Annotated in this window: 19 protein-coding genes and 1 pseudogene; 16 read left to right on the top strand and 4 right to left on the bottom strand. The window is 67.8% G+C overall.

The genetic code is table 11. The features are described from left to right. Positions 1–442: 442 nt before the first annotated feature. Genes BGO82_RS05130 through BGO82_RS05105 form a run of 6 tightly spaced genes read left to right on the top strand, consistent with a single transcriptional unit; the run spans position 443 to position 5640 of the window. Positions 443–1546: an ABC transporter substrate-binding protein gene (locus tag BGO82_RS05130; protein ID WP_291305673.1), complete on the top strand. Its 1104-nt coding sequence runs from the start codon at positions 443–445 to the stop codon at positions 1544–1546. Continuing rightward, positions 1536–2474 (top strand): ABC transporter permease subunit, encoded by a 939-nt coding sequence (locus BGO82_RS05125; RefSeq protein WP_291304488.1) that lies wholly within the window; start codon positions 1536–1538, stop codon positions 2472–2474. The genes BGO82_RS05130 and BGO82_RS05125 overlap by 11 nt, the downstream gene beginning before the upstream one ends. Next, complete coding sequence (locus BGO82_RS05120) at positions 2471–3262, top strand: ABC transporter permease subunit (protein ID WP_291304487.1); 792 nt, start codon at positions 2471–2473, stop codon at positions 3260–3262. Before BGO82_RS05125 ends, BGO82_RS05120 begins: the two co-directional genes overlap by 4 nt. Before the next feature lie 2 nt (positions 3263–3264). Then, positions 3265–4335: an ABC transporter ATP-binding protein gene (locus BGO82_RS05115; protein ID WP_291304486.1), complete on the top strand. Its 1071-nt coding sequence runs from the start codon at positions 3265–3267 to the stop codon at positions 4333–4335. A gap of 2 nt (positions 4336–4337) precedes the next feature. Continuing rightward, the gene (sseA, locus tag BGO82_RS05110) at positions 4338–5174 is read left to right on the top strand and encodes a 3-mercaptopyruvate sulfurtransferase (protein WP_291304485.1); all 837 of its coding nucleotides are present in this window, start codon (positions 4338–4340) and stop codon (positions 5172–5174) included. Between the two features lie 7 nt (positions 5175–5181). Beyond that, entirely contained in the window at positions 5182–5640 is a 459-nt protein-coding gene (locus tag BGO82_RS05105; RefSeq protein WP_291304484.1) for a GNAT family N-acetyltransferase, read from the top strand. A gap of 49 nt (positions 5641–5689) precedes the next feature. Here the strand turns inward: BGO82_RS05105 and mmsB are convergent, their stop codons facing one another. From mmsB to chvE, 3 genes are all read right to left on the bottom strand, one after another. After that, positions 5690–6988 (bottom strand): multiple monosaccharide ABC transporter permease, encoded by a 1299-nt coding sequence (mmsB, locus tag BGO82_RS05100; RefSeq protein ID WP_291304483.1) that lies wholly within the window; start codon positions 6986–6988, stop codon positions 5690–5692. Continuing rightward, positions 6985–8517, bottom strand: coding sequence for a multiple monosaccharide ABC transporter ATP-binding protein (gene mmsA / locus BGO82_RS05095; RefSeq protein WP_291304482.1), 1533 nt, complete (start codon positions 8515–8517; stop codon positions 6985–6987). The genes mmsB and mmsA overlap by 4 nt, the downstream gene beginning before the upstream one ends. Positions 8518–8627: 110 nt before the next feature. Next, positions 8628–9680: a multiple monosaccharide ABC transporter substrate-binding protein gene (gene chvE / locus BGO82_RS05090; RefSeq protein WP_366246938.1), complete on the bottom strand. Its 1053-nt coding sequence runs from the start codon at positions 9678–9680 to the stop codon at positions 8628–8630. A gap of 443 nt (positions 9681–10123) precedes the next feature. Between chvE and BGO82_RS05085 the strand changes: the two genes are divergently transcribed. From BGO82_RS05085 to BGO82_RS05045, 9 genes and pseudogenes are all read left to right on the top strand, one after another. After that, positions 10124–10918, top strand: a complete 795-nt coding sequence (locus BGO82_RS05085; protein ID WP_291304480.1) for a FadR/GntR family transcriptional regulator — start codon at positions 10124–10126, stop codon at positions 10916–10918. A gap of 78 nt (positions 10919–10996) precedes the next feature. Further along, complete coding sequence (locus BGO82_RS05080) at positions 10997–11956, top strand: sugar-binding transcriptional regulator (protein ID WP_291304479.1); 960 nt, start codon at positions 10997–10999, stop codon at positions 11954–11956. 155 nt (positions 11957–12111) lie between these two features. Next, positions 12112–13413 (top strand): sugar ABC transporter substrate-binding protein, encoded by a 1302-nt coding sequence (locus BGO82_RS05075; RefSeq protein WP_291304478.1) that lies wholly within the window; start codon positions 12112–12114, stop codon positions 13411–13413. 278 nt (positions 13414–13691) lie between these two features. Beyond that, positions 13692–14564: a sugar ABC transporter permease gene (locus BGO82_RS05070; RefSeq protein ID WP_291304477.1), complete on the top strand. Its 873-nt coding sequence runs from the start codon at positions 13692–13694 to the stop codon at positions 14562–14564. 160 nt (positions 14565–14724) lie between these two features. After that, the gene (locus BGO82_RS05065) at positions 14725–15552 is read left to right on the top strand and encodes a carbohydrate ABC transporter permease (protein WP_291304476.1); all 828 of its coding nucleotides are present in this window, start codon (positions 14725–14727) and stop codon (positions 15550–15552) included. 11 nt (positions 15553–15563) lie between these two features. After that, positions 15564–16571, top strand: coding sequence for an ABC transporter ATP-binding protein (locus BGO82_RS05060; protein WP_291304475.1), 1008 nt, complete (start codon positions 15564–15566; stop codon positions 16569–16571). An 11-nt stretch (positions 16572–16582) separates the two neighbouring features. Next, on the top strand, positions 16583–18064 hold the full coding sequence (locus BGO82_RS05055; protein ID WP_291304474.1) for a mannitol dehydrogenase family protein: 1482 nt from the start codon (positions 16583–16585) through the stop codon (positions 18062–18064). A gap of 165 nt (positions 18065–18229) precedes the next feature. Continuing rightward, positions 18230–18865: pseudogene (locus BGO82_RS05050) on the top strand (HAD family hydrolase); the annotation flags it as partial. 54 nt (positions 18866–18919) lie between these two features. Next, positions 18920–20497: an FGGY-family carbohydrate kinase gene (locus tag BGO82_RS05045; protein WP_291305672.1), complete on the top strand. Its 1578-nt coding sequence runs from the start codon at positions 18920–18922 to the stop codon at positions 20495–20497. A 3-nt stretch (positions 20498–20500) separates the two neighbouring features. Here BGO82_RS05045 and BGO82_RS05040 read toward each other — a convergent pair whose 3' ends face one another. Further along, positions 20501–20989, bottom strand: a complete 489-nt coding sequence (locus tag BGO82_RS05040) for a nuclear transport factor 2 family protein (protein ID WP_291304473.1) — start codon at positions 20987–20989, stop codon at positions 20501–20503. Positions 20990–21150: 161 nt separating this feature from the next. Here BGO82_RS05040 and BGO82_RS05035 point away from each other — a divergent pair, with 161 nt between their 5' ends. Then, on the top strand, positions 21151–24480 hold the full coding sequence (locus tag BGO82_RS05035; RefSeq protein WP_291304472.1) for a transglutaminase family protein: 3330 nt from the start codon (positions 21151–21153) through the stop codon (positions 24478–24480). Positions 24481–24491 lie beyond the last annotated feature (11 nt).

Here is a 24491-nt window from a genome sequence, read left to right as displayed (position 1 = left end):
GTGGTGGGGCGGATCGATGGCGCGGTTCCTTCCACATCGTCATTCCCGCGCAGGCGGGAATCCAGACCGGGCTCACGGACGTCCGAACACTCCGCCTGGATTCCCGCTTTCGCGGGAATGACGATGTGGGACATGCGGGAATGACGATGCGGAAGGAGGCGGGAATGACAGTGTGGAAAGCTGCGCGTCTCGTGCACGCCAGCATCGCTGGCTCCCCATCGACACCGCAGCGCAAAAGAGGCAGTGTCGCGATTGTCACAATCGGACAGGAGGCACGGGCAGCCGATCGCAATGTGACGCCGGCAAGGGACCGGCAGCGCCGGAAAGATGGACGCCGAGTGGCTGTCACGCGGCTGTCATTGGCCGCGACTAGGCAGGCCGCGGCTTTCCACCCTCCTCCTCGAGCACAAGAAAAGCCTATTTCAGGGAGACGTGCATGAACATGAAATCCATCCTCGCCGCTTCGGTGTCGGCGATCGCCCTCGTGGGCGTCGCCGCGCCGAGCTATGCGGCGAACGACCTCGACGCCCTCTACGCGGCCGCCAAGGCCGAGGGCAACCTCACCACCATCGCGCTGCCGCACAATTGGTGCGGCTACGACAAGGTGCTCGACGGCTTCAAGGCGAAGTATCCGGGCATCACCATCAACGAGCTCAACCCCGACGCCGGCTCGGGCGACGAGATCGAGGCGATCAAGGCCAACCAGGGCAACACCGGCCCGCAGGCGCCCGACGTCATCGACGTGGGCCTGAGCTTCGGCCCCTCGTCCAAGGACGCCAAGCTGATCCAGCCCTACAAGGTCTCGACCTGGGACTCGATCCCCGATTCGGCCAAGGACGCCGACGGTTACTGGTACGGCGACTATTACGGCGTGCTGGCGTTCCTCGTGAACGACGACCTCGTCGCCACCCCGCCCACCAGCTGGGCCGACCTCAAGAAGTCCGACTACGCCAACCAGTTCGCGCTGTCGGGTGACCCGCGCTCGTCCAACCAGGCGATCCAGGCGGTCTATGCCGCCGGCCTCGCCAGCGGCGGCACCGCCGGCGCCGATGCCGGCAGCAAGGGCCTCGCCTACTTCGCCGACCTCAACAAGGCCGGCAATTTCGTGCCGGTGATCGGCAAGGCCGCGACCGTGGCGCAGGGCACCTCGCCCATCGTCGCCGCCTGGGACTACAACGCCCTCGCCTGGCGCGACGGCTTTGCCGGCAACCCCAAGGCGCAGGTGGTGGTGCCGTCCGACGCGGTGGTGGCGGGCGTCTATATCCAGGCCATCTCGGCCTACGCGCCGCACCCGAACGCCGCCAAGCTCTGGGAGGAGTATCTGTACTCCGACGAGGGCCAGCTGCTGTGGCTCGCCGGCTATTGCCACCCGATCCGCTTCAACGACCTCGCGGCCCGCAACGTGATCCCCAAGGAGCTGCTCGACAAGCTGCCCGACCCCGCCCTCTACGCCAAGGCGGTGTTCCCGACGCTCGACGAGCAGGCTGCCGCCAAGGACGCGATCACCAAGGGCTGGGACGCGACCGTCGGAGCCAATGTCCAGTAGCCTGGACACAATCGCTGCACCCAATGCTGCCCCGGCTTCGGCCGGGGCCGCTTCGTCACGGGGGCTGCTCGCGAGCTTCCGCGGCGTCCGCCTCGGCGACCTGCTGGGGGTGGCGCCGTTCCTGCTGTTCGCCGTGCTGTTCCTCGTCGTGCCGACGCTCTATCTGGTGGTCGGCGCCTTTCTCGACGCCAAGGGCAGCCTGACGCTGCAGAACCTCGCCGACCTCGGCACGCCGCAGATCCTGAGCTCGTTCTGGATCTCGATCCGCGTCTCGGCCGCCTCGGCGGCGTTCGGCTGCGTCGCCGGGCTTCTGATCGCGCTCGCCATCATCCGCGGCCGCCTGCCCGCCGGCATCCGCTCGACGGTGATGACGTTCTCGGGCGTCGCCTCCAATTTCGCCGGCATTCCGCTGGCCTTCGCCTTCATCTCGACGCTGGGCCGGCTCGGCCTCGTCACGGTGCTGCTCAAGCTCTATTTCGGCGTCGACATCTATCGCGCCGGCTTCAACCTCCTGAGCTTCTGGGGCCTGACCATCACCTATTGCTACTTCCAGATCCCGCTGATGATCCTGATCATCGCGCCGGCCATCGACGGGCTGCGCAAGGAATGGACCGAAGCGGCCGCGACGCTCGGCGCAACGCCGTTCCAGTTCTGGCGCTTCATCGGCCTGCCGATCCTGTGGCCCAATCTGCTGGGCACGCTGTCGCTGCTGTTCGCCAACGCCTTCGGCGCCATCGCCACCGCCTACGCGCTGACCGGCTCGTCGCTCAACATCGTGCCGATCCTGCTCTATGCGCAGATCCGCGGCGACGTGCTCAACAACCCCGGGCTCGGCGCGGCGCTGGCGCTCGGCATGATCGTCATCACCGCGGTGGCCAACATCGTCTACCTGGTGATCCGCACCCGCGCCGAGAGGTGGCTCAAATGAAGCGCGGCAAGCCCTGGGCCTGGATCGTGTTCCTGCTCGGCGCGGCGTATTTCCTGCTGCCGCTGATCGCCACGGTGCAGTTCTCGCTGTCGATCCGCCGCGGCACGCTGAGCCTCGACGCCTACACCAACGTGCTGAACTCGCCGCAATTCCAGGAAACCTTCGTGTTCTCGCTGGTGGTCGCGGTGGCGACCATCATCGTCGGCCTGCTGCTGGTGGTGCCGGCCGCCTATTTCGTGCGCCTGCGCGCGCCGCAGCTGCGCCCGATCATCGAATTCGTGACGCTCCTGCCGCTGATCATCCCGCCGATCATCTTGGTGTTCGGCTATATCCGCATGTACAATTCGAGCTCCATCCTGCCGCTGACCAACAGCACGCTGGGCACCAATGTGCTGTTGACGCTGGCCTATGTGGCGCTGGCCCTGCCCTATATGTACCGCGCCGTGGACACCGGGCTGCGCACGATCGACGTGCAGACGCTGACCGAGGCGGCCAACATCCTTGGCGCCAACACGCCGACCATCCTGATCCGCGTGATCTTTCCCAACATCATCGTCGCGGCGCTGTCGGGCGCCTTCCTGACGCTCGCCATCGTCATCGGCGAGTTCACCATCGCGAGCCTGCTCAACCGCCCGGCTTTCGGCGTCTACATGCAGAACATCGGCGCCAACCGCGCCTTCGAGCCGGCGGCGCTGGCCGTGATCTCCTTCGTCATCACCTGGGCGGCGATGGGCATGATCCAGTTGCTCGCCCGCTTCGCCCCCCGCACCGCCCCGCTCACGGACTGACCATGGCCGACGATTTCCTGCGCATCGACAATCTGGTCAAGAGTTTCGGCGGCAACACCGTGGTCAAGGGCGCCAATCTGGCGTTCAGCAAGGGCGAGTTCGTGACGCTGCTCGGCCCCTCGGGCTGCGGCAAGACCACGATCCTCAGGATGATCGCCGGCTTCGAGCGACCGACTTCTGGCACCATCCTGGTCGAGGGCAAGGACATCTCGCCGCTGCCGCCCAACCAGCGCCAGATCGGAATGGTGTTCCAGGCCTATGCGCTGTTCCCCAACATGAATGTCGAGGACAATGTCGGCTTCGGCCTCAGGATCGCCGGCATGCCCAAGGCCGAGCGCCGCGCCCGCGTCGACGAGATGCTGAAGCTGATCGGGCTTTCCGGCTACGGCAAGCGCTTCCCGTTCGAGATGTCGGGCGGCCAGCAGCAGCGCGTGGCGCTGGCCCGGGCGCTGGCGCCCAAGCCGCGCATGCTGCTGCTCGACGAGCCGCTGTCGGCGCTCGACGCCAAGATTCGCGTGTCGCTGCGCCAGGAGATCCGCGCCATCCAGCGCGACCTCGGCATCACCACCATCTTCGTGACGCACGACCAGGAGGAGGCGCTGTCGATCTCCGACCGCATCGTGGTGATGAGCGCCGGCAATATCGAGCAGGTCGGCACGCCGTTCGAGATCTACAACAAGCCGGCGACGCGCTTCGTTGCCACCTTCGTCGGCCAGCTCAACACGCTGAGCGCCCGGGTGGACGATCCGGCGCGGCGCGCCGTGTCGATCGACGGCCAGCCGGTGGTGGTGCCCTCGCTGCCCGCCGGCGCCCGGGCCGGCGATACCGTGTCGCTGACCATGCGGCCCGAGGCGGTGCAGCTCGCGAACGGCGCGGCGCGCGACATCGTGCTCGACGGCACCGTGGCCGATGTGAGCTTCCTCGGCTCGGTGATCCGCCTCAAGGTCGACCTCGGCCAGGGCAACGCCGTGCACGTCGACACCTTCAACGACCAGCGCACGCCGCCGCCGGGCCGCGCCGCGCCGGTGCAGGTGACGCTGGCCGGCAGCGACATCCTCGTTCTCGGCGACTGAGCATGGACAATCTCTTCGTCACCACCGACTGGCTCGCCACGCATCTGGGCGACGCCGACATCGTCATCGTCGATGCGAGCTGGTTTCTGCCGGCCGCCAACCGCAAGCCGCGCGAGGAGTACCTGGCGGGGCACATTCCCGGCGCCGTGTATTTCGATATTGACGGCATCGCCGACCACGGCACCGATCTGCCGCACATGCTGCTGCCGCCGGCCGAGTTCGCCCGCGCCGTCGGCGCCCTCGGCATCGGCGACGGCATGACCATCGTCGTTTACGACGAGGCCGGGCTGTTCTCGGCGCCGCGCGTCTGGTGGGAGTTTCTCGCCATGGGCGCGCCGGACGTTCGCATCCTCGAGGGCGGCGGCCCGAAATGGCGCGCCGAAGGCCGGCCGCTGGCGCAGGGCGAGACCCGGCGCGCGCCGGCAGTCTTCACCCCGCATTTCCGGCCCGAGCTGGTCCGCTCGCTGCCCCAGATGCAGGCGGCGGTGGCCGCCGGCCAGCAGATCGCCGACGCCCGCCCCGCCAGCCGCTTCGCCGGACGCGAGGCGGAGCCGCGGCCGGGCCTCAGTTCGGGACACATGCCCGGAGCGAAGAACATGCCCGCCGGCGAGCTGGTGGCGAACGGCCGGCTGAAGCCCGTCACGGAGCTGGCGCCGCTGTTCGCGCGGGCCGGCATCGATCTGAGCCGGCCGATCGTCACCTCCTGCGGCTCGGGCGTCACCGCCTCGACGCTGATGCTGGCGCTGCAGCTCGCCGGCGCCAGGGACGTCGCCGTCTATGACGGCTCGTGGGCGGAATGGGGCGGCCGCAGCGACACCGCCATCGTCAAGGACGCCTGAGCGCGCCATGGCCGACACATTGCGGTTCCGGCCGGCGACGCGCGACGATGTGGACGCCATCCGCGACCTGGTGCGCGCCGCCTATGCCCGCTGGGTGCCGGTGATCGACCGCGAGCCGATGCCGATGCGCGTGGACTATGCGGCGGCGCTGGCCGAGCACGATTTCGACCTCCTGTGCGAGGGCGACGAGATCGTCGGGCTGATCGAGACCGAGCACCGGCCGGACCATCTGTGGATCGAGAACGTCGCCGTGCGCGTCGACCGGCAGGGCCAGGGGCTGGGACGCAAGCTGCTGGCCTGGGCCGAAAAGCGCGCCGAGATCGCCGGTACCGGCCAGTTGCGGCTGCTGACCAACGAGGCGTTCGCGGCGAATGTGCAGCTGTACAAGACGGTCGGGTACCAGATCGACCGGACCGAGCCGTTCCATCTGGGTGGAACGACGGTCTATATGAGCAAGAAGATATAGCAGCCGGGATCCCCTCCCCCGCGAGCGGGGAGGAGTCCGGCCTGCCGGATCAGCCCTTGTTCTTGTTGTAGACGTCGAACACCACAGCGCCGAGCAGGACCAGGCCCTTGACCACCTGCTGCCAGTCGACGTTGACGCCCATGATCGACATGCCGTTGTTCATCACCCCCATGATGAAGCCGCCGACCACGGAGCCGGCGACCTGGCCGACGCCGCCCATGGCCGAGGCGCCGCCGATGAACACGGCGGCGATCACGTCGAGCTCGCTGCCGAGGCCGGCGGCCGGCACCGCCTGGCCGAGGCGCGCGGCGATGATCAGGCCGCCCAGCGCCGACAGCACGCCCATGTTGACGAACACCAGCAGCGTCAGCCGGTCGGTCTTGATGCCCGACAGCTGCGCCGCCTTGACGTTGCCGCCCATGGCGTAGACGCGCCGGCCGATGGTGGTCTGCTTGGTGAGGAACACGAACACCCCGATCAGCACCGCCATCACCAGCAGCACGATCGGCACGCCCTTGTAGGTGGCGAACTGGTAGACGAGGAACAGCGCCAGCAGCCCGATCACCACGGTCTTGCCGGCGAACAGCGCCAGCGGCTCGGCCTCGTGCCCGTGCCGCACGCGCGAGCGGCGCGCCCGCAGCCCGAGCAGCACATAGGCGGCGACGCCGACGATGCCGATGATGAGGGTGGTCATGTGCAGCGTCAGGCCGCTGCCGATGATGGTCTTGCCGGCGGCGTTGACGGTGGGCGGGATGAGCTCGAGGCTGCCGACATAATCGGGCAGGAAGCCCGAGCTCAGCGCCTTGAAGTCGTCGGGCAGCGGGCCGACCGACGAGCCGCCGCCGAGCAGCGCCTGGCACCAGCCGCGGAAGATCAGCATGCCGGCGAGCGTGACGATAAAGCTGGGTATTCGGTGATAGGCGATCCAGTAGCCCTGCGCCCCGCCGATGAGGCCGCCCACCGCGAGGCAGATGATCGACACCACCAGCGGGTTGGAGAAGATGCCCAGCGGCCAGATCACCATCATCATCGCCGCCAGCGCGCCGATGAAGCCGGCGACCGAGCCGACGCTGAGGTCGATATGGCCGGCGACGATGACCAGCAGCATGCCCAGCGCCATCACGATGATGAAGCTGTTCTGCTGCACGAGGTTGCTGAGGTTGACCGGTTTGAACAGCGTGCCGCCGGTCGTGTACTGGAAGAACAGCATGATCACGATCAGCGCCAGCACCAGGCCGTAGTCGCGCAGATTGTCGACCAGCGACGACATCGCGAGGCGGCGTCGCGACGCCGCCGGGACATCCTCGGCGACGGTGGTGCGGGGTGACGGAGCGGTTTCGGTGCTCATGAGGCTATTCCTTCTCCCCGAACGATGGCGCGCATGATCTTTTCCTGGCTGGCGTCGCGCGCCGCCATTTCGCCGACCAACAGGCCCTCGTTCATGACGTAGATGCGGTCGGAGACGCCGAGCAGCTCGGGCATTTCCGACGAGATGACGACGATCGCCTTACCCTCGGCGGCCAGCCGGGCGATGATGGTGTAGATTTCGTATTTGGCGCCGACGTCGATGCCGCGCGTCGGCTCGTCGAGGATCAGCACTTCCGGGTTGGCGAAGAGCCATTTGCTCAGCACCACCTTCTGCTGGTTGCCGCCCGACAAATTGCCGGTCTTCTGGTAGACGCTCGACGAGCGGATGTTGGTGCGGCCGCGATAGTCGTTGGCGACGTCGATCTCGCGCAGATCGTCGATCACCCCGGCGCGCGACACGCCGCCCAGATTGGCCAGCGTGATGTTGTGCTTGATGTGGTCGATGAGGTTGAGACCGTAGGTCTTGCGGTCCTCGGTGACGTAGGCGATGCCGCGGTCGACCGCCTTGCCCACCGACGAGATGTCGACCGGCTTGCCGTTGAGCCGCACTTCGCCGGTGATGCGCCGGCCATAGGAGCGGCCGAAGAGACTCATCGCGAACTCGGTGCGCCCGGCCCCCATCAGCCCGGCGATGCCGACGACCTCGCCGCGCCGCACGTTCATCGAGATGCCCTTGATCACCTGCCGCTCGGCATGGATGGGGTGGTACACCGACCAGTCCTTCACCTCGAACACCACCTCGCCGATCTTCGGATCGCGCGGCGGGAACCGGTCTTCCAGCGGCCGGCCGACCATCGAGGTGATGATGCGGTCCTCGCTGATCTCGCCCTTGCCCAGCGTCTCGATGGTCTGCCCGTCGCGGATGATGGTGACGTGGTCGGCGACCCGGTGCACCTCGTTGAGCTTGTGCGAGATGAGGATGGAGGTGAGGCCCTGGCGCTTGAACCCGAGCAGCAGGTCGAGCAGCGCCTGGCTGTCCTTCTCGCTGAGCGACGCCGTGGGCTCGTCGAGGATCAGCAGCTTGACTTCCTTGCTCAGCGCCTTGGCGATCTCGACCAGTTGCTGCTTGCCGACGCCGATATTGGTGATCAGCGTGCGCGGATCCTCGCTGAGGCCCACCTGCTTCAGCAGCTCGCGCGTCCGCGTCTCGTTGGCGTTCCAGTCGATGATGCCGTGCCGGGCATGCTCGTTGCCCAGAAAGATGTTCTCGGTGATCGACAGCATCGGCACCAGCGCCAGCTCCTGGTGGATGATGACGATGCCCATCCGCTCGCTGTCGTGGATGCCCCTGAAATGGCATTCCTGCCCGCGAAAGACGATCTGGCCCTCGTAGTCGCCGGATGGGTAGACGCCGGACAGCACCTTCATCAGCGTCGACTTGCCGGCGCCGTTCTCGCCAACCACGGCGTGGATCTCGCCTTCCTCGACGGTGAGGTTGACGTTCGACAGCGCCTTGACGCCAGGGAACGTCTTGGTGATGCCGCGCATCTCCAGAATGGCAGTGGTCATGAGTGGAAAACCTGCTCCCGGTCAGGCACGCCATGCGGACGATGTTATCGGCGGGGCATCGGAACGAAAAGGGCCCCGCCGGGCGGGACCCTTCAATTCGTGCGACCCGATTACTTCAGGTCTTCGGCCTTGATGTAGCCGGAATCCACCACCAGCGCCTGGTAGTTGGACTTGTCGACCTCGTGCGGCGTCAGCAGGATGGACGGGACCACCTTGACGTCGTTGTTGTAGGTCGTGGTGTCGAGGCCGTCCGGCTTGCCGCCCGAGAGCACCTTGTCGACGAGATCGACGGTGGCCTTGGCGAGGTCGCGGGTGTCCTTGAACACGGTCGAGTACTGCTCGCCGTCGATGATCGCCTTGACCGACGCGGTCTCGGCGTCCTGGCCGGTGACGATCGGCCAGGGCTGGTCGGCGGTGCCGTAGCCGACGGCGCGCAGCGAAGCGATGATGCCGCGGCTCAGCCCGTCATACGGCGACAGCACGCCGTCGACGCGGCTGCCGTCCGAGTAGTTGGCCGACAGCAGGTTGTCCATGCGGGCCTGCGCGGTGGCGGCGAGCCAGCGCAGCGTGCCGACCTTGTCCATGCCCATCTGGCCGGACTTGATCTTGATGGTGCCGTTGTCGATCAGCGGCTGCAGGATCGACATGGCGCCGTTGTAGAAGAAGAAGGCGTTGTTGTCGTCCGGCGAGCCGCCGAACAGCTCGACGTTCCACGGCTTGGTGTTGGGGAAGCGCTCCTTGAGCCCCTTCAGCAGCGAGTTCGCCTGGATCACGCCGACGCCGAAATTGTCGAAGGTGGTGTAGTAGTCGACGTTCGGGGTCTTCTTGATCAGGCGGTCATAGGCGACCACGACGACGCCCGCATCGGCCGCCTTCTGCAGCGCGTCCGACATGGTGGTGCCGTCGATCGAGGCGATGATCAGGGCCTTCGGGCCCTTGGTGATCTCGTTCTCGAGCTGGCTGAGCTGGTTGGGGATGTCGTCCTGCGCATATTGCAGGTCGACGGTGTAGCCCTTGGCCTCGAGCTGCGACTTGACGGCGTCGCCGTCATTGATCCAGCGCTGCGAGGTCTTGGTCGGCATCAGCACGCCGACCAGGCCCTTGTCCTGGGCGAAAGTCGCCCCCGACGTCAGCGCCACGGCGCTGATGACGGCGGCCGACATCAGAAGTTTCATTGCGTTCACGATCGTCCTCCCGGAACGGTGTGTGTTGCGCCGGCGAACCGGCATGCGCCACCTGCAGGCGATGGGGAAGGACGTGCGGCGCCTCGGCGCCGCTCACGGCAAACTGGCCGCCGGGAACCAAACGTTCCCCGCTGCACCCGCCCTGCACCCTCCCGTCACCGGCCCTTGGCGGCCTGTGTGCGCACGATCTTGGCGCGCGGGCCGGACGCTAGAGTAATCAGATATTCCTGTAAAGCTGGAGAACTGGCCGGTCTCTATCGGGAAAGCCGGTCCTTAGTATGATTTTTCAAGGAAACGCTGGGCTGTCAGCGCTTTCATTAAATTTTTGACGGCCCGGTTTTGCCCGCGCCGGCGCCGTGCCGCTCTTTTCTCACGGCAAAAAAGTCGATATGCTTCAAAAGATATCTGACATGTGAGGGGATATGTCCGGTCCGGAAAAGAGCGCTGGCGCACCGCCGCCAACTGCCGCTTCGGTGGTCGCCGAGGCGCTGGCCCAGATGGTGCTGACGCAGATGGCGCCGGGCGCCAGCCTGCCCAGCGAAGGCGATCTGGCGCTGCGCTTCGACGTCAGCCGCCTGACCGTGCGCGAGGCGGTGAAGATGCTCGCCGGCCGCGGCCTGCTCGATGTCGGCCGCGGCCGCCGCGCCATCGTCAGGGAGCCGAGCGGCGTCGCCTTTTCCGACTTCCTGTCGACAGTGATCCGCAACGATCCCAAGGGCCTGTTCGACCTGATCGAATTGCGCATGTCGCTCGAGGTGCAGTCGGCGACGCTGGCGGCGCGGCGCGCCACGCGGGCCGGCATCCTCGCCGCCGAAAGCGCCATGCAGGGCATGCGCGACGCCGCCGAGGCGGGCAAGGCCGGCCTCGATGTCGAGGCCAATGAGGAACGCTTCCACCAGCACGATGTCGGCTTCCACGAGGCGGTGGCGCTGTCGAGCGGCAACCGGCTGATCTCGTACCTGTTCGAGGCGATGGCGACGCCGCTGCGCCGCAGCTTCCATCTGAGCCGCCGCGGCCACGATCTGCGCGGCCACACCGTGGACGACACCATCGCGGCGCACGACGCCATCCTCGCCGCCATCCGCGAGGGCAATCCCAAGGCCGCCGGCGCCGCCATGCGCGCCCATCTCGAGGACACCGAGCGCGACATCCGCACCGGCCTCAACGCCCGTCCGGCCGAGCCCATTCCCTGGGGCCTCGCCGCCGAGGACAGCTGAGCGCTTGCGCCGGGGAAATCTTTGGCCGTAAGACTGGCCCATTCGGCGGCAGGTCCGCCGCCTGGGAACCCGCATCCGATGAGCAGCCGGCAAGATCAGGGCGGGCGACGCCTCGACGACGCCGCACGGGCCGGCTGGCTCTACTACGTCGCCGGCAACAACCAGGAAGAGATCGCCAAAAAGCTCAACGTGTCGCGCCAGACGGCGCAGCGGCTGGTGTCGCTGTCGGTGAGCGAGGGGCTGATCAAGGTGCGCCTCGACCACCCGATCGGCCGCTGCATGGAGCTGGCCGAAAAGCTGCGGCAGCGCTTCGCGCTCGACCTGGTCGAGGTGGTGCCCTCCGATCCGGAATCCGATTCCACCATCATCGGCGTGGCGCAGGCCGCCGCCGCCGAGATCGAGCGGCGGCTCAAATCCCCTGCCCCCATCGTCATGGCCATCGGCACCGGCCGCACGCTGAAGGCGGCCATCGAGCAGCTCTCGCCGATGGAGGCGCCGCAGCACAAGATCGTGTCGCTGACCGGCAACATCGCGCCCGACGGCTCGGCCTCGTACTACAACGTGATCTTCAACATGGCCGATGCGGTGAAGGCGCGGATGTTCCCCATGCCGCTGCCGGTGATCGCCTCCTCGCCGGAGGAGCGCGAGATGCTGCTGCGCCAGCCGATGGTGAAGGAGACGCTGTCGCTCAGCGCCCGCGCCGACATCACCTTCGTGGGCATCGGCGACCTCGGCCCCGACGCCCCGCTCTATGTCGACGGCTTCATCACCGAGCCCGAGCTCAAGGCGCTGCAGAAGGCCGGCGCCGTCGGCGAGATCGTCGGCTGGGCGTTCGATGCGCAGGGCAAGATGATCGAGGGCCTCACCAACGACCGGGTGATGAGCGCGCCGATGCCCTCGCGCGAGCGCTCGTTGGTCGTGGCACTTGCCATGGGCGAGAGAAAATTGCCCGGAACGATTGCGGCGCTGAATCGGCGGCTCGTCAACGGATTGATCACCGACGAGCGCACCGCGACGCGGCTGCTGTCGGCGCGATAACTCCCTGAAACTGCGAATAGTCCCGATCCTGGCCCACCACGCTGGGGCAGGCGCGCTGCGCGGCGCCCGCTGCGACGGCTTGACACACGTTAAGATTTGGTGAGTATTTGCCCACTAGCGGGGCATATGCTCGCCTCGTCAACGGGAGGACATCCATGAAATTTGTTCCGGTACTCGCCGGCGCGCTGCTTGTTGCGCTCGCCTCGTCGGCCTCGGCCGAAACCCTCACCATCGCCACGGTCAACAATGGCGACATGATCCGCATGCAGAAGCTGACGGACGACTTCACCAAGGACAATCCGGACATCCAGCTGCAATGGGTGACGCTGGAAGAGAACGTGCTGCGCCAGAAGGTGACGACCGACATCGCCACCAAGGGCGGCCAGTACGACATCATCACCATCGGCACCTACGAGGTTCCGATCTGGGCCAAGCAGAACTGGCTGGTGCCGCTCGACAAGCTGGGCGCCGACTATGACGTCGACGATCTGCTGCCGGCGATCCGCGGCGGCCTTTCCGTCGACGGCAAGCTCTACGCCGCGCCGTTCTACGGCGAGAGCTCGATGGTGATGTACCGCAAGGACCTGATGGAAAAGGCCGGGCTCACCATGCCCGACGCCCCCACCTGGGACTTCATCCGCCAGGCCGCCGACAAGATGACCGACCGCGCCAACGGCATCAACGGCATCTGCCTGCGCGGCAAGGCCGGCTGGGGCGAGAACATGGCGTTCCTGACGGCGATGTCGAACTCCTTCGGCGCCCGCTGGTTCGACGAGAAGTGGACACCGCAGTTCGACCAGCCCGAATGGAAGGACACGCTGCAGTTCTACGTCGACATGATGAAGGCCGACGGCCCCGACGGCGCCTCCAACAACGGCTTCAACGAGAACCTGGCGCTGTTCCAGCAGGGCAAGTGCGGCATGTGGATCGACGCCACCGTCGCCGCCTCGTTCGTGACCGGCAAGGACTCGACCGTGGCCGACAAGGTCGGCTTCGCTCTCGCCCCCGACAAGGGCCTGGGCAAGCGCGGCAACTGGCTGTGGGCCTGGTCGCTGGCGGTGCCCGCCGGCAGCCAGAAGGTCGACGCCGCCGAGAAGTTCATCTCGTGGGCGACCTCCAAGCACTATGAAGAGCTGGTCGCCTCCAAGGAAGGCTGGGCCAACGTGCCGCCCGGCACGCGAACCTCGCTCTACAACAACCCCGAGTACCAGAAGGCGGCGCCGTTCGCCAAGATGACGCTGGACTCGATCAACGCGGCCGACCCGACCCATCCCACGGTGAAGCCGGTTCCCTATGTTGGCGTGCAGTTCGTGGCCATCCCCGAATTCGAGGGCATCGGCACCACGGTCGGCCAGCTGTTCTCTGCGGCGCTTGCGGGCCAGTCCTCGGTCGACGACGCCCTCAAGCAGGCGCAGGATGTGACCACCCGCGAAATGCAGAAGGCTGGTTACCTCTGAGCCGACCTCCCCGCAGGTCGGGGTCGCCCGGTCCCTCTAGCCGGGCGGCCCCAACGGGGTGAGAACGACTTGAATATCGCGTAAGGGGCCGCCCCTCATCCGTCTCGGCCTTCGGCCGATCCACCTTCTCCCCCGAGGGGGAGAAGGGACGCCGACTGAGAGTTCGCGGTTCCGTAGCCTCCTCCCTTGACGGGAGAAGGTGCCCGAAGGGCGGATGAGAGTGGAGCGGCTGGCGCCGACTGCGAGGGTTCGTGGCGCCGTGGGGGGAGGACGAGAACATGGCGACCCGCCAGACGCGCACCTTGGCGCGCTTCATGATGGCCCCTTCGGTGATCATCCTGTTCGTGTGGATGATCGTGCCTTTGGTGCTGACGCTCTGGTACTCGTTCCAGCGCTACAACCTGCAGCATCCCGACCGCGCCGGCTTCGTCTGGTTCCGCAACTACTATTTCTTCCTGACCGACCCGGCCTTCGTGCAGGCCATCGGCAACACCCTGATCCTGGTGGTGGGGGTGCTGCTGATCACGGTGATCGGCGGCGTGCTGCTGGCGCTGCTGCTCGACCAGCCGATCTGGGGCCAGGGCATCGTGCGCCTGCTGGTGATCGCGCCGTTCTTCGTCATGCCCACCGTCTCGGCGCTGGTGTGGAAGAACATGCTGATGCACCCGCAATACGGCATCTTCGCCTGGCTGGCGCAATTGTTCGGACAGCGTCCCATCCCCTGGCTGCAGGACTTCCCGCTGTTCTCGGTAACGCTGATCACCGCCTGGGAGTGGCTGCCCTTCGCGACGCTGATCCTGCTGACGGCGCTGCAATCGCTCGACGAAGACCAGAAGGAAGCCTCCGAGATGGACGGCGCCAACTTCGTCAACCGCTTCATCTACATCATCCTGCCGCACCTCGCCCGCGCCATCACCGTGGTGATCCTGATCGAGACGATCTTCCTGCTCGGCATCTTCGCCGAAATCTACGTCACCACGCAGGGCGGCCCCGGCTACGCCTCCACCAACCTGCCCTTCCTGGTCTATGTGCAGGCGCTGCTGAACTTCGATGTGGGCGGCGCCTCGGCCGGCGGCGTCATCGCCGTGATCCTCGCCAACATCGTCGCGATCTTCCTGATCCGCATCGTGGGGAAGAATCTCGATGCGTGACATCCGAAACCGACACGTGCAGTCGGCGCCCCCCTCCCCCTTGCGGGGAGGGGCTGGGGGTGGGGGCCACGGCCACCGCCGGTGCGCGCTGCCCCCCTCCCCAGCCCTCCCCCGCAAGGGGGGAGGGAGCCCTGACTGCAACCCCCTCGGGAGGCTCTAGATGGCACGCGCCGCGAGTACGCAACGCAAGGTCACCGTGACCATCGTCGCCTGGGTGGTGGCGCTGGTGATCTTCTTTCCCATCCTGTGGACGGTGCTGACCAGCTTCAAGTCGGAAGGCGATGCCATCAACATCAGCCATTTCTTCCAGACCCCGTGGAGCATCGAGAGCTATTTCGAGGTGCAGAGCCGGTCGGACTATTTCCGCCACTTCTTCAACTCGGTGATCATCTCGGTCGGCTCGACCCTGCTGGCGCTGCTGTTCTCGATCCCGGCGGCCTGGTCGATGGCGTTCGCCCCGACCAGCCGCACGCGCGACATCATGATGTGGATGCTGTCCACCAAGATGATGCCGGCGGTGGGCGTGCTGGTGCCGATCTACCTGATCTTCAAGACCCTCGGCCTGCTCGACAACGCCTGGGGGCTGATGATCGTCCTCATGCTGATGAACCTGCCGATCGTCATCTGGATGCTCTACACCTACTTCAAGGAGATCCCGGTCGACATCCTCGAGGCGGCGCGCATGGACGGCGCGACGCTGGGCAAGGAGCTGGTCTACGTGCTGGTGCCGATGGCCGTGCCGGGCATCGCCTCGACGCTGCTGCTCAACATCATCCTTGCCTGGAACGAGGCGTTCTGGACGCTCAACCTGACGGCGGCCAATGCCGCGCCGCTCACCGCCTTCATCGCATCGTATTCCAGCCCCGAAGGGCTGTTCTGGGCCAAGCTCTCGGCCGCCTCCACGCTCGCCATCGCGCCCATCCTGGTGCTGGGCTGGATCAGCCAGAAGCAGCTCGTGCGCGGCCTCACCTTCGGCGCCGTGAAATAGGGGAAATCGACATGGGTTCCATCCAGCTCCAGCACGTCAACAAATCGTTCGGCGCCCACGCGGTGATCCCCGACGCCAGCCTCACCATCGAGGACGGCGAGTTCGTGGTCTTCGTCGGCCCCTCGGGCTGCGGCAAGTCCACCCTGCTGCGGCTGATCGCCGGGCTCGAGGACACCACGTCCGGCGAAATCCTGCTCGACGGCCGCGACATGACCGCCGCGCCGCCCGCCAAGCGCGAGCTGGCCATGGTGTTCCAGTCCTATGCGCTCTACCCGCACATGACGGTGGCGCAGAACATCGGCTTTCCGCTGAAGATGGCCGGCATGGACAAGGCGGCGATCGACGCCAAGGTGAAGGAGGCAGCGGCGACGCTCAACCTCAGCAGCTATCTCGACCGCCGGCCGCGCAACCTCAGCGGCGGCCAGCGCCAGCGCGTCGCCATCGGCCGCGCCATCGTGCGCCAGCCCAAGGCCTTCCTGTTCGACGAGCCGCTGAGCAATCTCGACGCGGCGCTGCGCGTCAACATGCGGCTCGAAATCTCCGAACTGCACCAGCAGCTCAAGACCACCATGATCTATGTGACGCACGACCAGGTGGAGGCCATGACCATGGCCGACCGCATCGTGGTGCTCAACGCCGGCAACATCGAGCAGTTCGGCACGCCCATGGAGCTCTACCGCACCCCGGCCAACCGCTTCGTTGCCGGCTTCATCGGCTCGCCCAAGATGAACTTCGTCGATGGCGCCGAAGCGGCAAAGCACGGCGCCGCCGCGATCGGCGTCAGGCCCGAGCACATGCAGGTGTCGACCAGCGCCGGCGCCTGGAAGGGCACGGTGGGCGTCGCCGAGCACCTCGGCTCCGACACCTTCCTGCACGTCAATGTCGACGGCCTCGGACTGATGACGGTGCGCACCGAGGGCGAAAAGCAGCTGCATCACGGCGATACCGTGTGGCTCACCCCCGACCCGGCGCGCATCTACCGCTTCGACAAGGACGGCCGCTCGCTCCGGGCCAATTGAGGACTACGCCTATGCCGACCAAACTGTCGCGCCACGCCTTCCGCGAGCTCAGCCGCACGGCCCGGGTGCCGGGCTACGATCCGGCGGGCCTCACGGCGGGGATCGTGCATTTCGGCGTCGGCAATTTCCATCGCGCCCACCAGGCGGTGTATCTCGACGATCTGTTCGGCCTCGGGCTCGACCACGACTGGGCGCTGGTCGGCGCCGGCGTGCGCCCGGCCGACGCGGGCATGCGCGACAGCCTGCTGGCGCAGGACTGGCTGACCACCGTGGTCGAGCAGGAGGCGGATACCTCCGCCGCCCGCGTCACCGCGCCGATGATCGACCATCTGCCGATCGGCGACAGCTCCGCCATCGTCAACCGGCTGGTCGATCCGGCGATCCGCATCGTGTCGCTGACCATCACCGAGGGCGGCTACTACATCGATCCGGCGACGCAGCGCTTCGACCCCACGCACCCCGATATCGCCGCCGACGCCAGGGATCTGCTGACGCAGCCGAAGACGGTGTTCGGGCTGATCCTCGCCGGCCTGAAGCGCCGCCGCGACGTCGGCATTGCGCCGTTCACGGTGATGAGCTGCGACAACATCCCCGGCAACGGCCACGTGACGCAGAACGCCGTGGTCGGGCTCGCCAAGCTGATCTATCCCGAGCTCGCCGCCTGGGTGAGCGCCAATGTCGCCTTCCCCAACGGCATGGTGGACCGCATCACCCCGGCCACCGGCGAGCGCGAGCGGGCGCTGCTGGCGAGCGAGTTCGGCATCGCCGACAACTGGCCGGTGTTCTGCGAGAACTTCCGGCAATGGGTGCTGGAGGACAATTTCCCCCTCGGCCGCCCGGCGCTCGAAAAGGTGGGCGTGCAGTTCGTGCCCGACGTGGCGCCGTTCGAGCACATGAAGATCCGCATCCTCAATGGCGGCCACGCCGCCATCGCCTATCCGGCGGGGCTGATGGACATCCACTTCGTGCACGAGGCGATGGCCGACCCGCTGGTGCGCGGCTTCCTCGAAAAGCTGGAGCGCGAGGAGATCATCCCGATCGTGCCGCCGGTACCCGACACCGATCTCGGCGGCTACTACACGCTGATCGAGCGGCGGTTCTCCAACCCCAAGATCGGCGACACCATCACAAGGCTCTGCCTCGACGGCTCCAACCGGCAGCCGAAATTCATCCTGCCCTCGGCGGCCGACCGGCTGGCGGCGGGCCAGGGCGTGACCGGGCTGGCGCTGGTCTCGGCCTTCTGGTGCCGCTACTGCTACGGCGAGACCGACAGCGGCGCCCCGATCCCGCCCAACGATCCGAGCTGGGACCGGCTGCAGGCGCAGGCGAAGCGCGCGCGGCAGGAGCCGAAAGCCTGGCTCGAGATGACCGACATCTTCGGCGCGCTGGGCCGGAGCGATATTTATGCCGAGGCCTTCAGCCACGCGCTCCGCACCATCTGGGACAAGGGCACCCGCGCGACGCTCGCGGCGTATCTGGACGGGACGCTGTAGGGCCGCGGCGGTCGGCCGCTCTCCCGTTTACGGAAGCGGGAGGCCATGCCAAGCATGGTGGAAAGGGCGGCCACGGTCCCGAGTCCGGGCCCGCCCCTGTCCACCGCCTGACGGCGGTCCCCCTCCCCCGCGTCGCGGGTAAGGCACCGATCGCGAGTTCGAACCATGCCCGCCTCTCCCATCCGCCTCATCATCTTCGACTGCGACGGCGTGCTCGTCGATTCCGAGCCGCTGGCGATGCAGGTGCTGCTGCGCGCGCTGGCCAATGCCGGGCTCGACGTCAGCGCCGAGGCCGGATTCCGCAACTACCTAGGCCGCAGCTTCTCCTCGATCGCGCAGAGCCTCGACGATCTGCACGGGCTGCGCCTCGACGACGCCGCGCTCGAGGCGATGCGGCGCGACCTCGCCGATACCTACCGGCAGGAACTGAAGCCGATGGCCGGGCTGATCGAGGTGCTGCCGCAGCTCGGCGTGCCGTTCTGCGTCGCCTCGTCGAGCCAGATGGAGCGCATCCGGCTGAGCCTCGAGGTCACCGGGCTGCTGGCGCGGTTCAAGCCGGCCATCTTTTCGGCCAGCATGGTCGGGCACGGCAAGCCGGCGCCCGATCTGTTCCTGCTCGCGGCCGAGCGCATGGGCGTCGCGCCGGCCGACTGCGTGGTGATCGAGGACAGCCCGCCCGGCATCATCGCCGCCAAGAAGGCCGGCATGCGCGTCGTCGCCTTCACCGGCGGCGGCCATATCGAGCCGTCGGGGCTGGCCGGCACCATCGCCGCGCTGCATCCCGACGCGGTGCTGTCCGATATGCGCGACCTGCCCGGCCTGCTAGAAGGGCTCGAGGCGAGGGAGAGCAGCGGGATGCGGGACCTGCTGGTGGCAGTCGATGTCGGCACGGGCAGCGCCCGCGCCGGGGTGGTGAGCGCCAGCGGCGTGCTGCTCGGCCGCGCCGAGCACCCCATCGACATGCGTCGCACCGACGCCAACCACGCCGAGCACGACAGCGAGCAGATCTGGCAGGCGGTGGGCCTCGCGGTGCGGGCGGCGATGCGCGCCGCCGCGGCGCGCCCCGAGGACGTCGCCGGCATCAGCTTCGATGCCACCTGCTCGCTGGTGGTGCGCGACCGGAACGGCGTTCCGCTGCCGGTCAGCACCGATGGCGAGGCGCGCTGGGACACCATCGTCTGGCTCGACCACCGGGCGCTGGCCGAGGCCGGCGAGTGCACGGCAACCGGCCACGCCGTGCTCGACTCCATCGGCGGCGTGATGTCGCCCGAGATGGAGGTGCCCAAGCTGATGTGGCTGAAGCGCCACGTGCCCGAGACCTGGGCCGCCGCCGGTCAGATCTTCGATCTCGCCGACTTCCTGACCTGGAAGGCGTCCGGCGCCAATGCCCGCTCGCAATGCACGCTGACCTGCAAATGGACCTGGATCGGCGGCGCCGGCGGCTGGCAGCCCGATTTCCTGGCCGAGGTGGGGCTCGCCGACATGCTGGAGCGCGGCCGCCTGCCCGACCGCGCCAGCCCCATCGGCACCGACCTCGGGCCGCTGACCGAGGCCGCCGCCGCGGCGCTGGGCCTCACCCGGCGCTGCCGCGTCGGGCTCGGGCTGATCGATGCCCATGCCGGAGCGCTCGGCACGCTCGGCGCCTTCGCCGGCGACACCGGCTCCATCCACCGCCATCTGGCGCTGATCGCCGGCACCTCGAGCTGCGTCATGGCGCTGTCGCCCGATCCGCGCCCGATCCGCGGCGTATGGGGGCCGTACGAAGGCGCCGTGCTGCCCGACGCCTGGCTCAACGAGGCCGGGCAGTCGGCGACCGGCGCGCTGCTCGACCATCTGATCCGCTGGCACGGCGCCGGCGGCGAGCCGGCCGAGATGCACCATCGCATCATCGCCCGCATCATGGCGCTGCGCGAGACCGAGGGCGTGGGGCTCGGCCGGCGCCTGCACGTGCTGCCGGACTTCCACGGCAACCGCTCGCCGCTGGCCGACCCCAACGCACTGGGCGTGATCTCCGGGCTGACGCTCGACAGCGGCTTCGACAGCCTCTGCCGCCTCTACTGGCGCGCCGCAATCGGCATTGCGCTGGGCGTGCGCCACATCCTCGATACGCTCAACCGCCACGGCTACGCCATCGGCACGCTGCACGTCACCGGCGGCCACACCCACAACCCGCTGCTGATGGAGCTTTACGCCGACGCCACCGGCTGCACCGTGGTCGAGCCGGCGACCGACGACGCGACGCTGCTCGGCACCGCCATGGTGGCGGCAACCGCCGCCGGCCTCTATGGCTCACTCAGCGCCGCCGCCATGGCGATGCAGCAGGGCGGCACGGCGCGCCGGCCCAACCCGGAGCATCGGGCGCAGTTCGACCGCGACTACCGGGTGTTCCTGGCGATGCTGGAGCAGCGGCAGGCGCTGGAGGCGATCGCGTAGGCGCTACGCCGGCCAGCCCATCTGGCGGTAGAAGCCGAGCATGTCGGCATAGTCCGACTGCGTCGCGAGCTTGCCGTCGCGGAGGCTGAACACCGAGGCGCCCAGCTGCATGAAGCTCTTGCCGGTCGCCGGCCTGCCGTCGGCCCAGGCGCCGCTGTTGGTGCCCGACCGCCGCCATTGCAGCGCCAGCATGTCGCCGGCAACGATCGGCTTGCCCAGCATTTCCCACACCAGGTCCGGCACGGCGGCGAGGTAGGAGGCGATCACCGTGCCGACCACCTTGTCGCGGCCCTGCACCGGATTGCCCGCCGACGGGTCGTACCAGGTGAACTCTTCGCTGAGATACCGCGCCGCCGCCTTGGCGTCGTGCGAATTCCAGGCGCCGATATATTTACGCACCAGCGCCGCCACATCGTCGTCCGCCTGCGCCGGCAGCGCCGGCAGCAGCAGGGCGAGGCCGCCGCCGGCCAGCATCACATCCCTGCGTTTCATCGCATCCTCCGTTTCGCCTTGCGGGCCGGGCTGTCTGCACCGGGTCTGCGGCATTTCGTTGACGACAGGACCGGCTGGCCACCGGGAAGCCTCGACGCGCCGCCGCCGGCTGGCTAAGCTCGGCTCCGGGACGCCCTGGCGCAATAGGACGAGCGACGAGTTTGTCGATCAAAGCCGCGATCTATCACCTGACGCATTACACCTATGACCGTCCGGTCATCCTCAACCCGCAGATCATCCGGCTGAAGCCGGCGCCGCATTCCAAGACGAAGGTGCTGAGCCATTCGCTCAAGGTGTTTCCCGCCGGGCACTTCGTCAACCTGCAGCAGGACCCCTACGGCAACTGGCTGAGCCGGCACGTCTTCCCCGAGCCGGTGACCGAGCTGAAGATCGAGGTCGACCTCGTCGCCGACATGACGGTCTACAACCCGTTCGACTTCTTCGTCGAAGAGAGCGCCGAGACCTGGCCGTTCCAGTACCCGGAGGCGCTGCGCGACGACCTCTCGATCTATATGACGCCGCAGCCGGCGGGGCCGCTGCTGGCGGACTTCCTGCGCTCGGTCGACCGCACGCCGCGCAACACCGTGAATTTCGTCACCGAGCTCAACGCGCTGGTGCAGCGCGCGGTGGGCTATATCGTGCGGCTCGAAACCGGCGTGTTCGAGCCGGAAGAGACGCTGGCGCGGGCGCAGGGCTCGTGCCGCGACAGCGGCTGGCTGCTGGTCGAGGCCCTGCGCCACCTGGGCTTTGCCGCGCGCTTCGTCTCCGGCTATCTGATCCAGCTCAAGCCCGATCTGGTGTCGCTGGATGGGCCGGCGGGCACCGACCACGATTTCACCGACCTGCACGCCTGGTGCGAAGTGTACCTGCCCGGCGCCGGCTGGATCGGGCTCGACCCCACCTCGGGCCTGCTCACCGGCGAGAGCCACATCCCGCTCGCCGCCACGCCGCATTATCGCAACGCGGCGCCGATTTCGGGCGCCTTCTCCGCCATCGGCCCGGTGCACACCGACTTTGCCTTCGACATGCAGGTGAGCCGCATCGCCGAGCACCCGCGCATCACCAGGCCGTTCTCCGACGAAAGCTGGAGCCGGCTCAATGCGTTGGGGCGCCATGTCGATTCTGTGCTCGAAGCGAACGATGTTCGCCTCACCATGGGCGGCGAGCCGACCTTCGTGTCCATCGACGATTTCGAGAGCGGCGAGTGGAACACCGACGCCGTCGGCCCGACCAAGCGCGCCCGCGCCGACACGCTGATCCGGCGGCTGCGCCAGCGCATCGCCCCGGGCGGTTTCCTGCATTACGGCCAGGGCAAATGGTATCCGGGCGAGAGCCTGCCGCGCTGGACCTTCTCGCTGTTCTGGCGGCGCGACGGCCAGCCGATCTGGCGCGACGAAAGGCTGGTTGCCAAGGAGGCCGAGAAAACCGCCGCAAGCGATTCCACCGCCTCGCAATTTCTGCACCGCTTCGCCGAGCATCTCGGCCTCGGCGGCGACACCGTCGATGCCGCCTACGAGGACCCGGGCGAGTGGCTGCTGAAGGAAGCGAGGCTTCCCGCCAATGTCGACCCCTCGAACTCCGAACTCGCCGATGCCGAGGCCCGCGCCCGCATGGCGGCGGTGTTCGACCGCGGCCTCGACCGCCCCACCGGCTACGTGCTGCCGGTGCAGCGCTGGAACGCCATCGCAGCGCAGAGCCGCTGGGTCAGCGAGAAATGGCGCACCCGCCGCGGCAAGCTGTTCCTGACCCCCGGCGACTCGCCGGTGGGCTATCGCCTGCCGCTGAGCTCGCTGCGGCACCTGGCGCCGACCGCCTATCCGCATGTGGTGCCGCGCGACCCGCTGCAGCCGGTGGGCGAACTGCCGCCCGCCGAGGCGATGCTGCGCGCCCGCGAGCAGCCGACGGCCTCGTTCACCGCCGATGCCGGCGGCCAGCAGGAGCGCACCGAGCAAGTGCTGTCCGAGATCGAGGGCAGCGTGCGCACCGCGGTGGCGGTGGAGGTGCGCGACGGGCATCTGTGCGTGTTCCTGCCGCCGGTCGCCGAGCTCGAAGACTATCTCGAGCTGGTCGCGGCGGCCGAGGCGTCGGCGGCTGCGCTCGGCCTGCCGGTGCAGATCGAGGGCTATCCGCCGCCCTTCGATCCGCGCCTCAACGTCATCCGCGTCGCCCCCGACCCCGGCGTCATCGAGGTCAATATCCACCCCGCCGCCAATTGGGACGAGGCGGTGGCCACCACCAGCATCGTCTACGAGGAGGCGCGGCAGAGCCGGCTGGGCGCCGACAAATTCATGATCGACGGCAAGCATGTCGGCACCGGCGGCGGCAACCACGTGGTGATCGGCGGCGCGACGCCCGCGGATTCGCCCTTTCTCCGCCGTCCCGACCTGCTGAAATCGCTGGTGCTGCACTGGCAGCATCACCCGGCGCTGAGCTATCTGTTCTCCGGCCTGTTCATCGGCCCGACCAGCCAGGCGCCGCGCATCGACGAGGCGCGGCACGATAGCCTCTACGAGCTCGAGATCGCGCTGCGCCAGGTGCCGGCGCCGAGCACCGCGCCGCCCCCTGCCCCGTGGCTGGTCGACCGGCTGTTCCGCAACCTGCTGGTCGATGTCACCGGCAACACCCACCGCTCGGAAATCTGCATCGACAAGCTCTATTCGCCCGATGGTCCGACCGGCCGGCTGGGGCTGGTGGAGTTCCGCGGCTTCGAGATGCCACCCGATGCCCGCATGAACCTGGCGCAGCAGGTGCTGGTGCGGGCGCTGATCGCCCGCTTCTGGACGGCGCCGCTGCAGGGCAGCTTCATCCGCTGGGGCACGAGCCTGCACGACCGCTTCATGCTGCCGCATTTCGTCTGGGCCGACTTCCTCGACGTGCTCGCCGATCTGCGTCGGCACGGCTTCGACCTCGACCCCGACTGGTTCGCCGCCCAGCTCGAATTCCGCTTCCCCTTCTGCGGCGAGATCGAGGTGGAGGGCATGACGCTCACCCTCAACCAGGCGCTGGAGCCCTGGCACGTGATGGGCGAACAGGGCGCCATCGGCGGCACCGTGCGCTTCGTCGATTCTTCGGTCGAACGGCTGCAGGTGAAGCTGGCCGGCCCCGATCCGGAACGCTACATCGTCACCTGCAACGGCCGCCGCGTGCCGCTGACGCGCACCGGCATCGCCGGCACCTCGGTCGCCGGCGTGCGCTTCAAGGCCTGGCAGCCCGCCGGCGGCATGCATCCGGTGCTGCCGGTCAACGCCCCGCTGACCTTCGATCTCTACGACACCTGGACCGGACGGGCGATCGGCGGCTGCGTCTACCACACGGCGCATCCGGGCGGCCGCAATTACGAGACCTTCCCGGTCAACGGCAACGAGGCCGAGGCGCGGCGGCTGGCGCGCTTCGTCGCCGACGGCCACACGCCGGGCGCCTATTCACCACCGCCCGAGGAAATCCCCGGCGAATTCCCGCTCACGCTCGATTTGCGCCGACCGATCCACTAAGCACTCTGGGC

The sequence above is a fragment of the Devosia sp. 67-54 genome (genome assembly GCF_001899075.1).
GTDB lineage: Bacteria > Pseudomonadota > Alphaproteobacteria > Rhizobiales > Devosiaceae > Devosia_A.
Note: the sequence above shows the minus strand (reverse complement) of the source record. Positions and strands in the feature narration are given on the sequence as shown.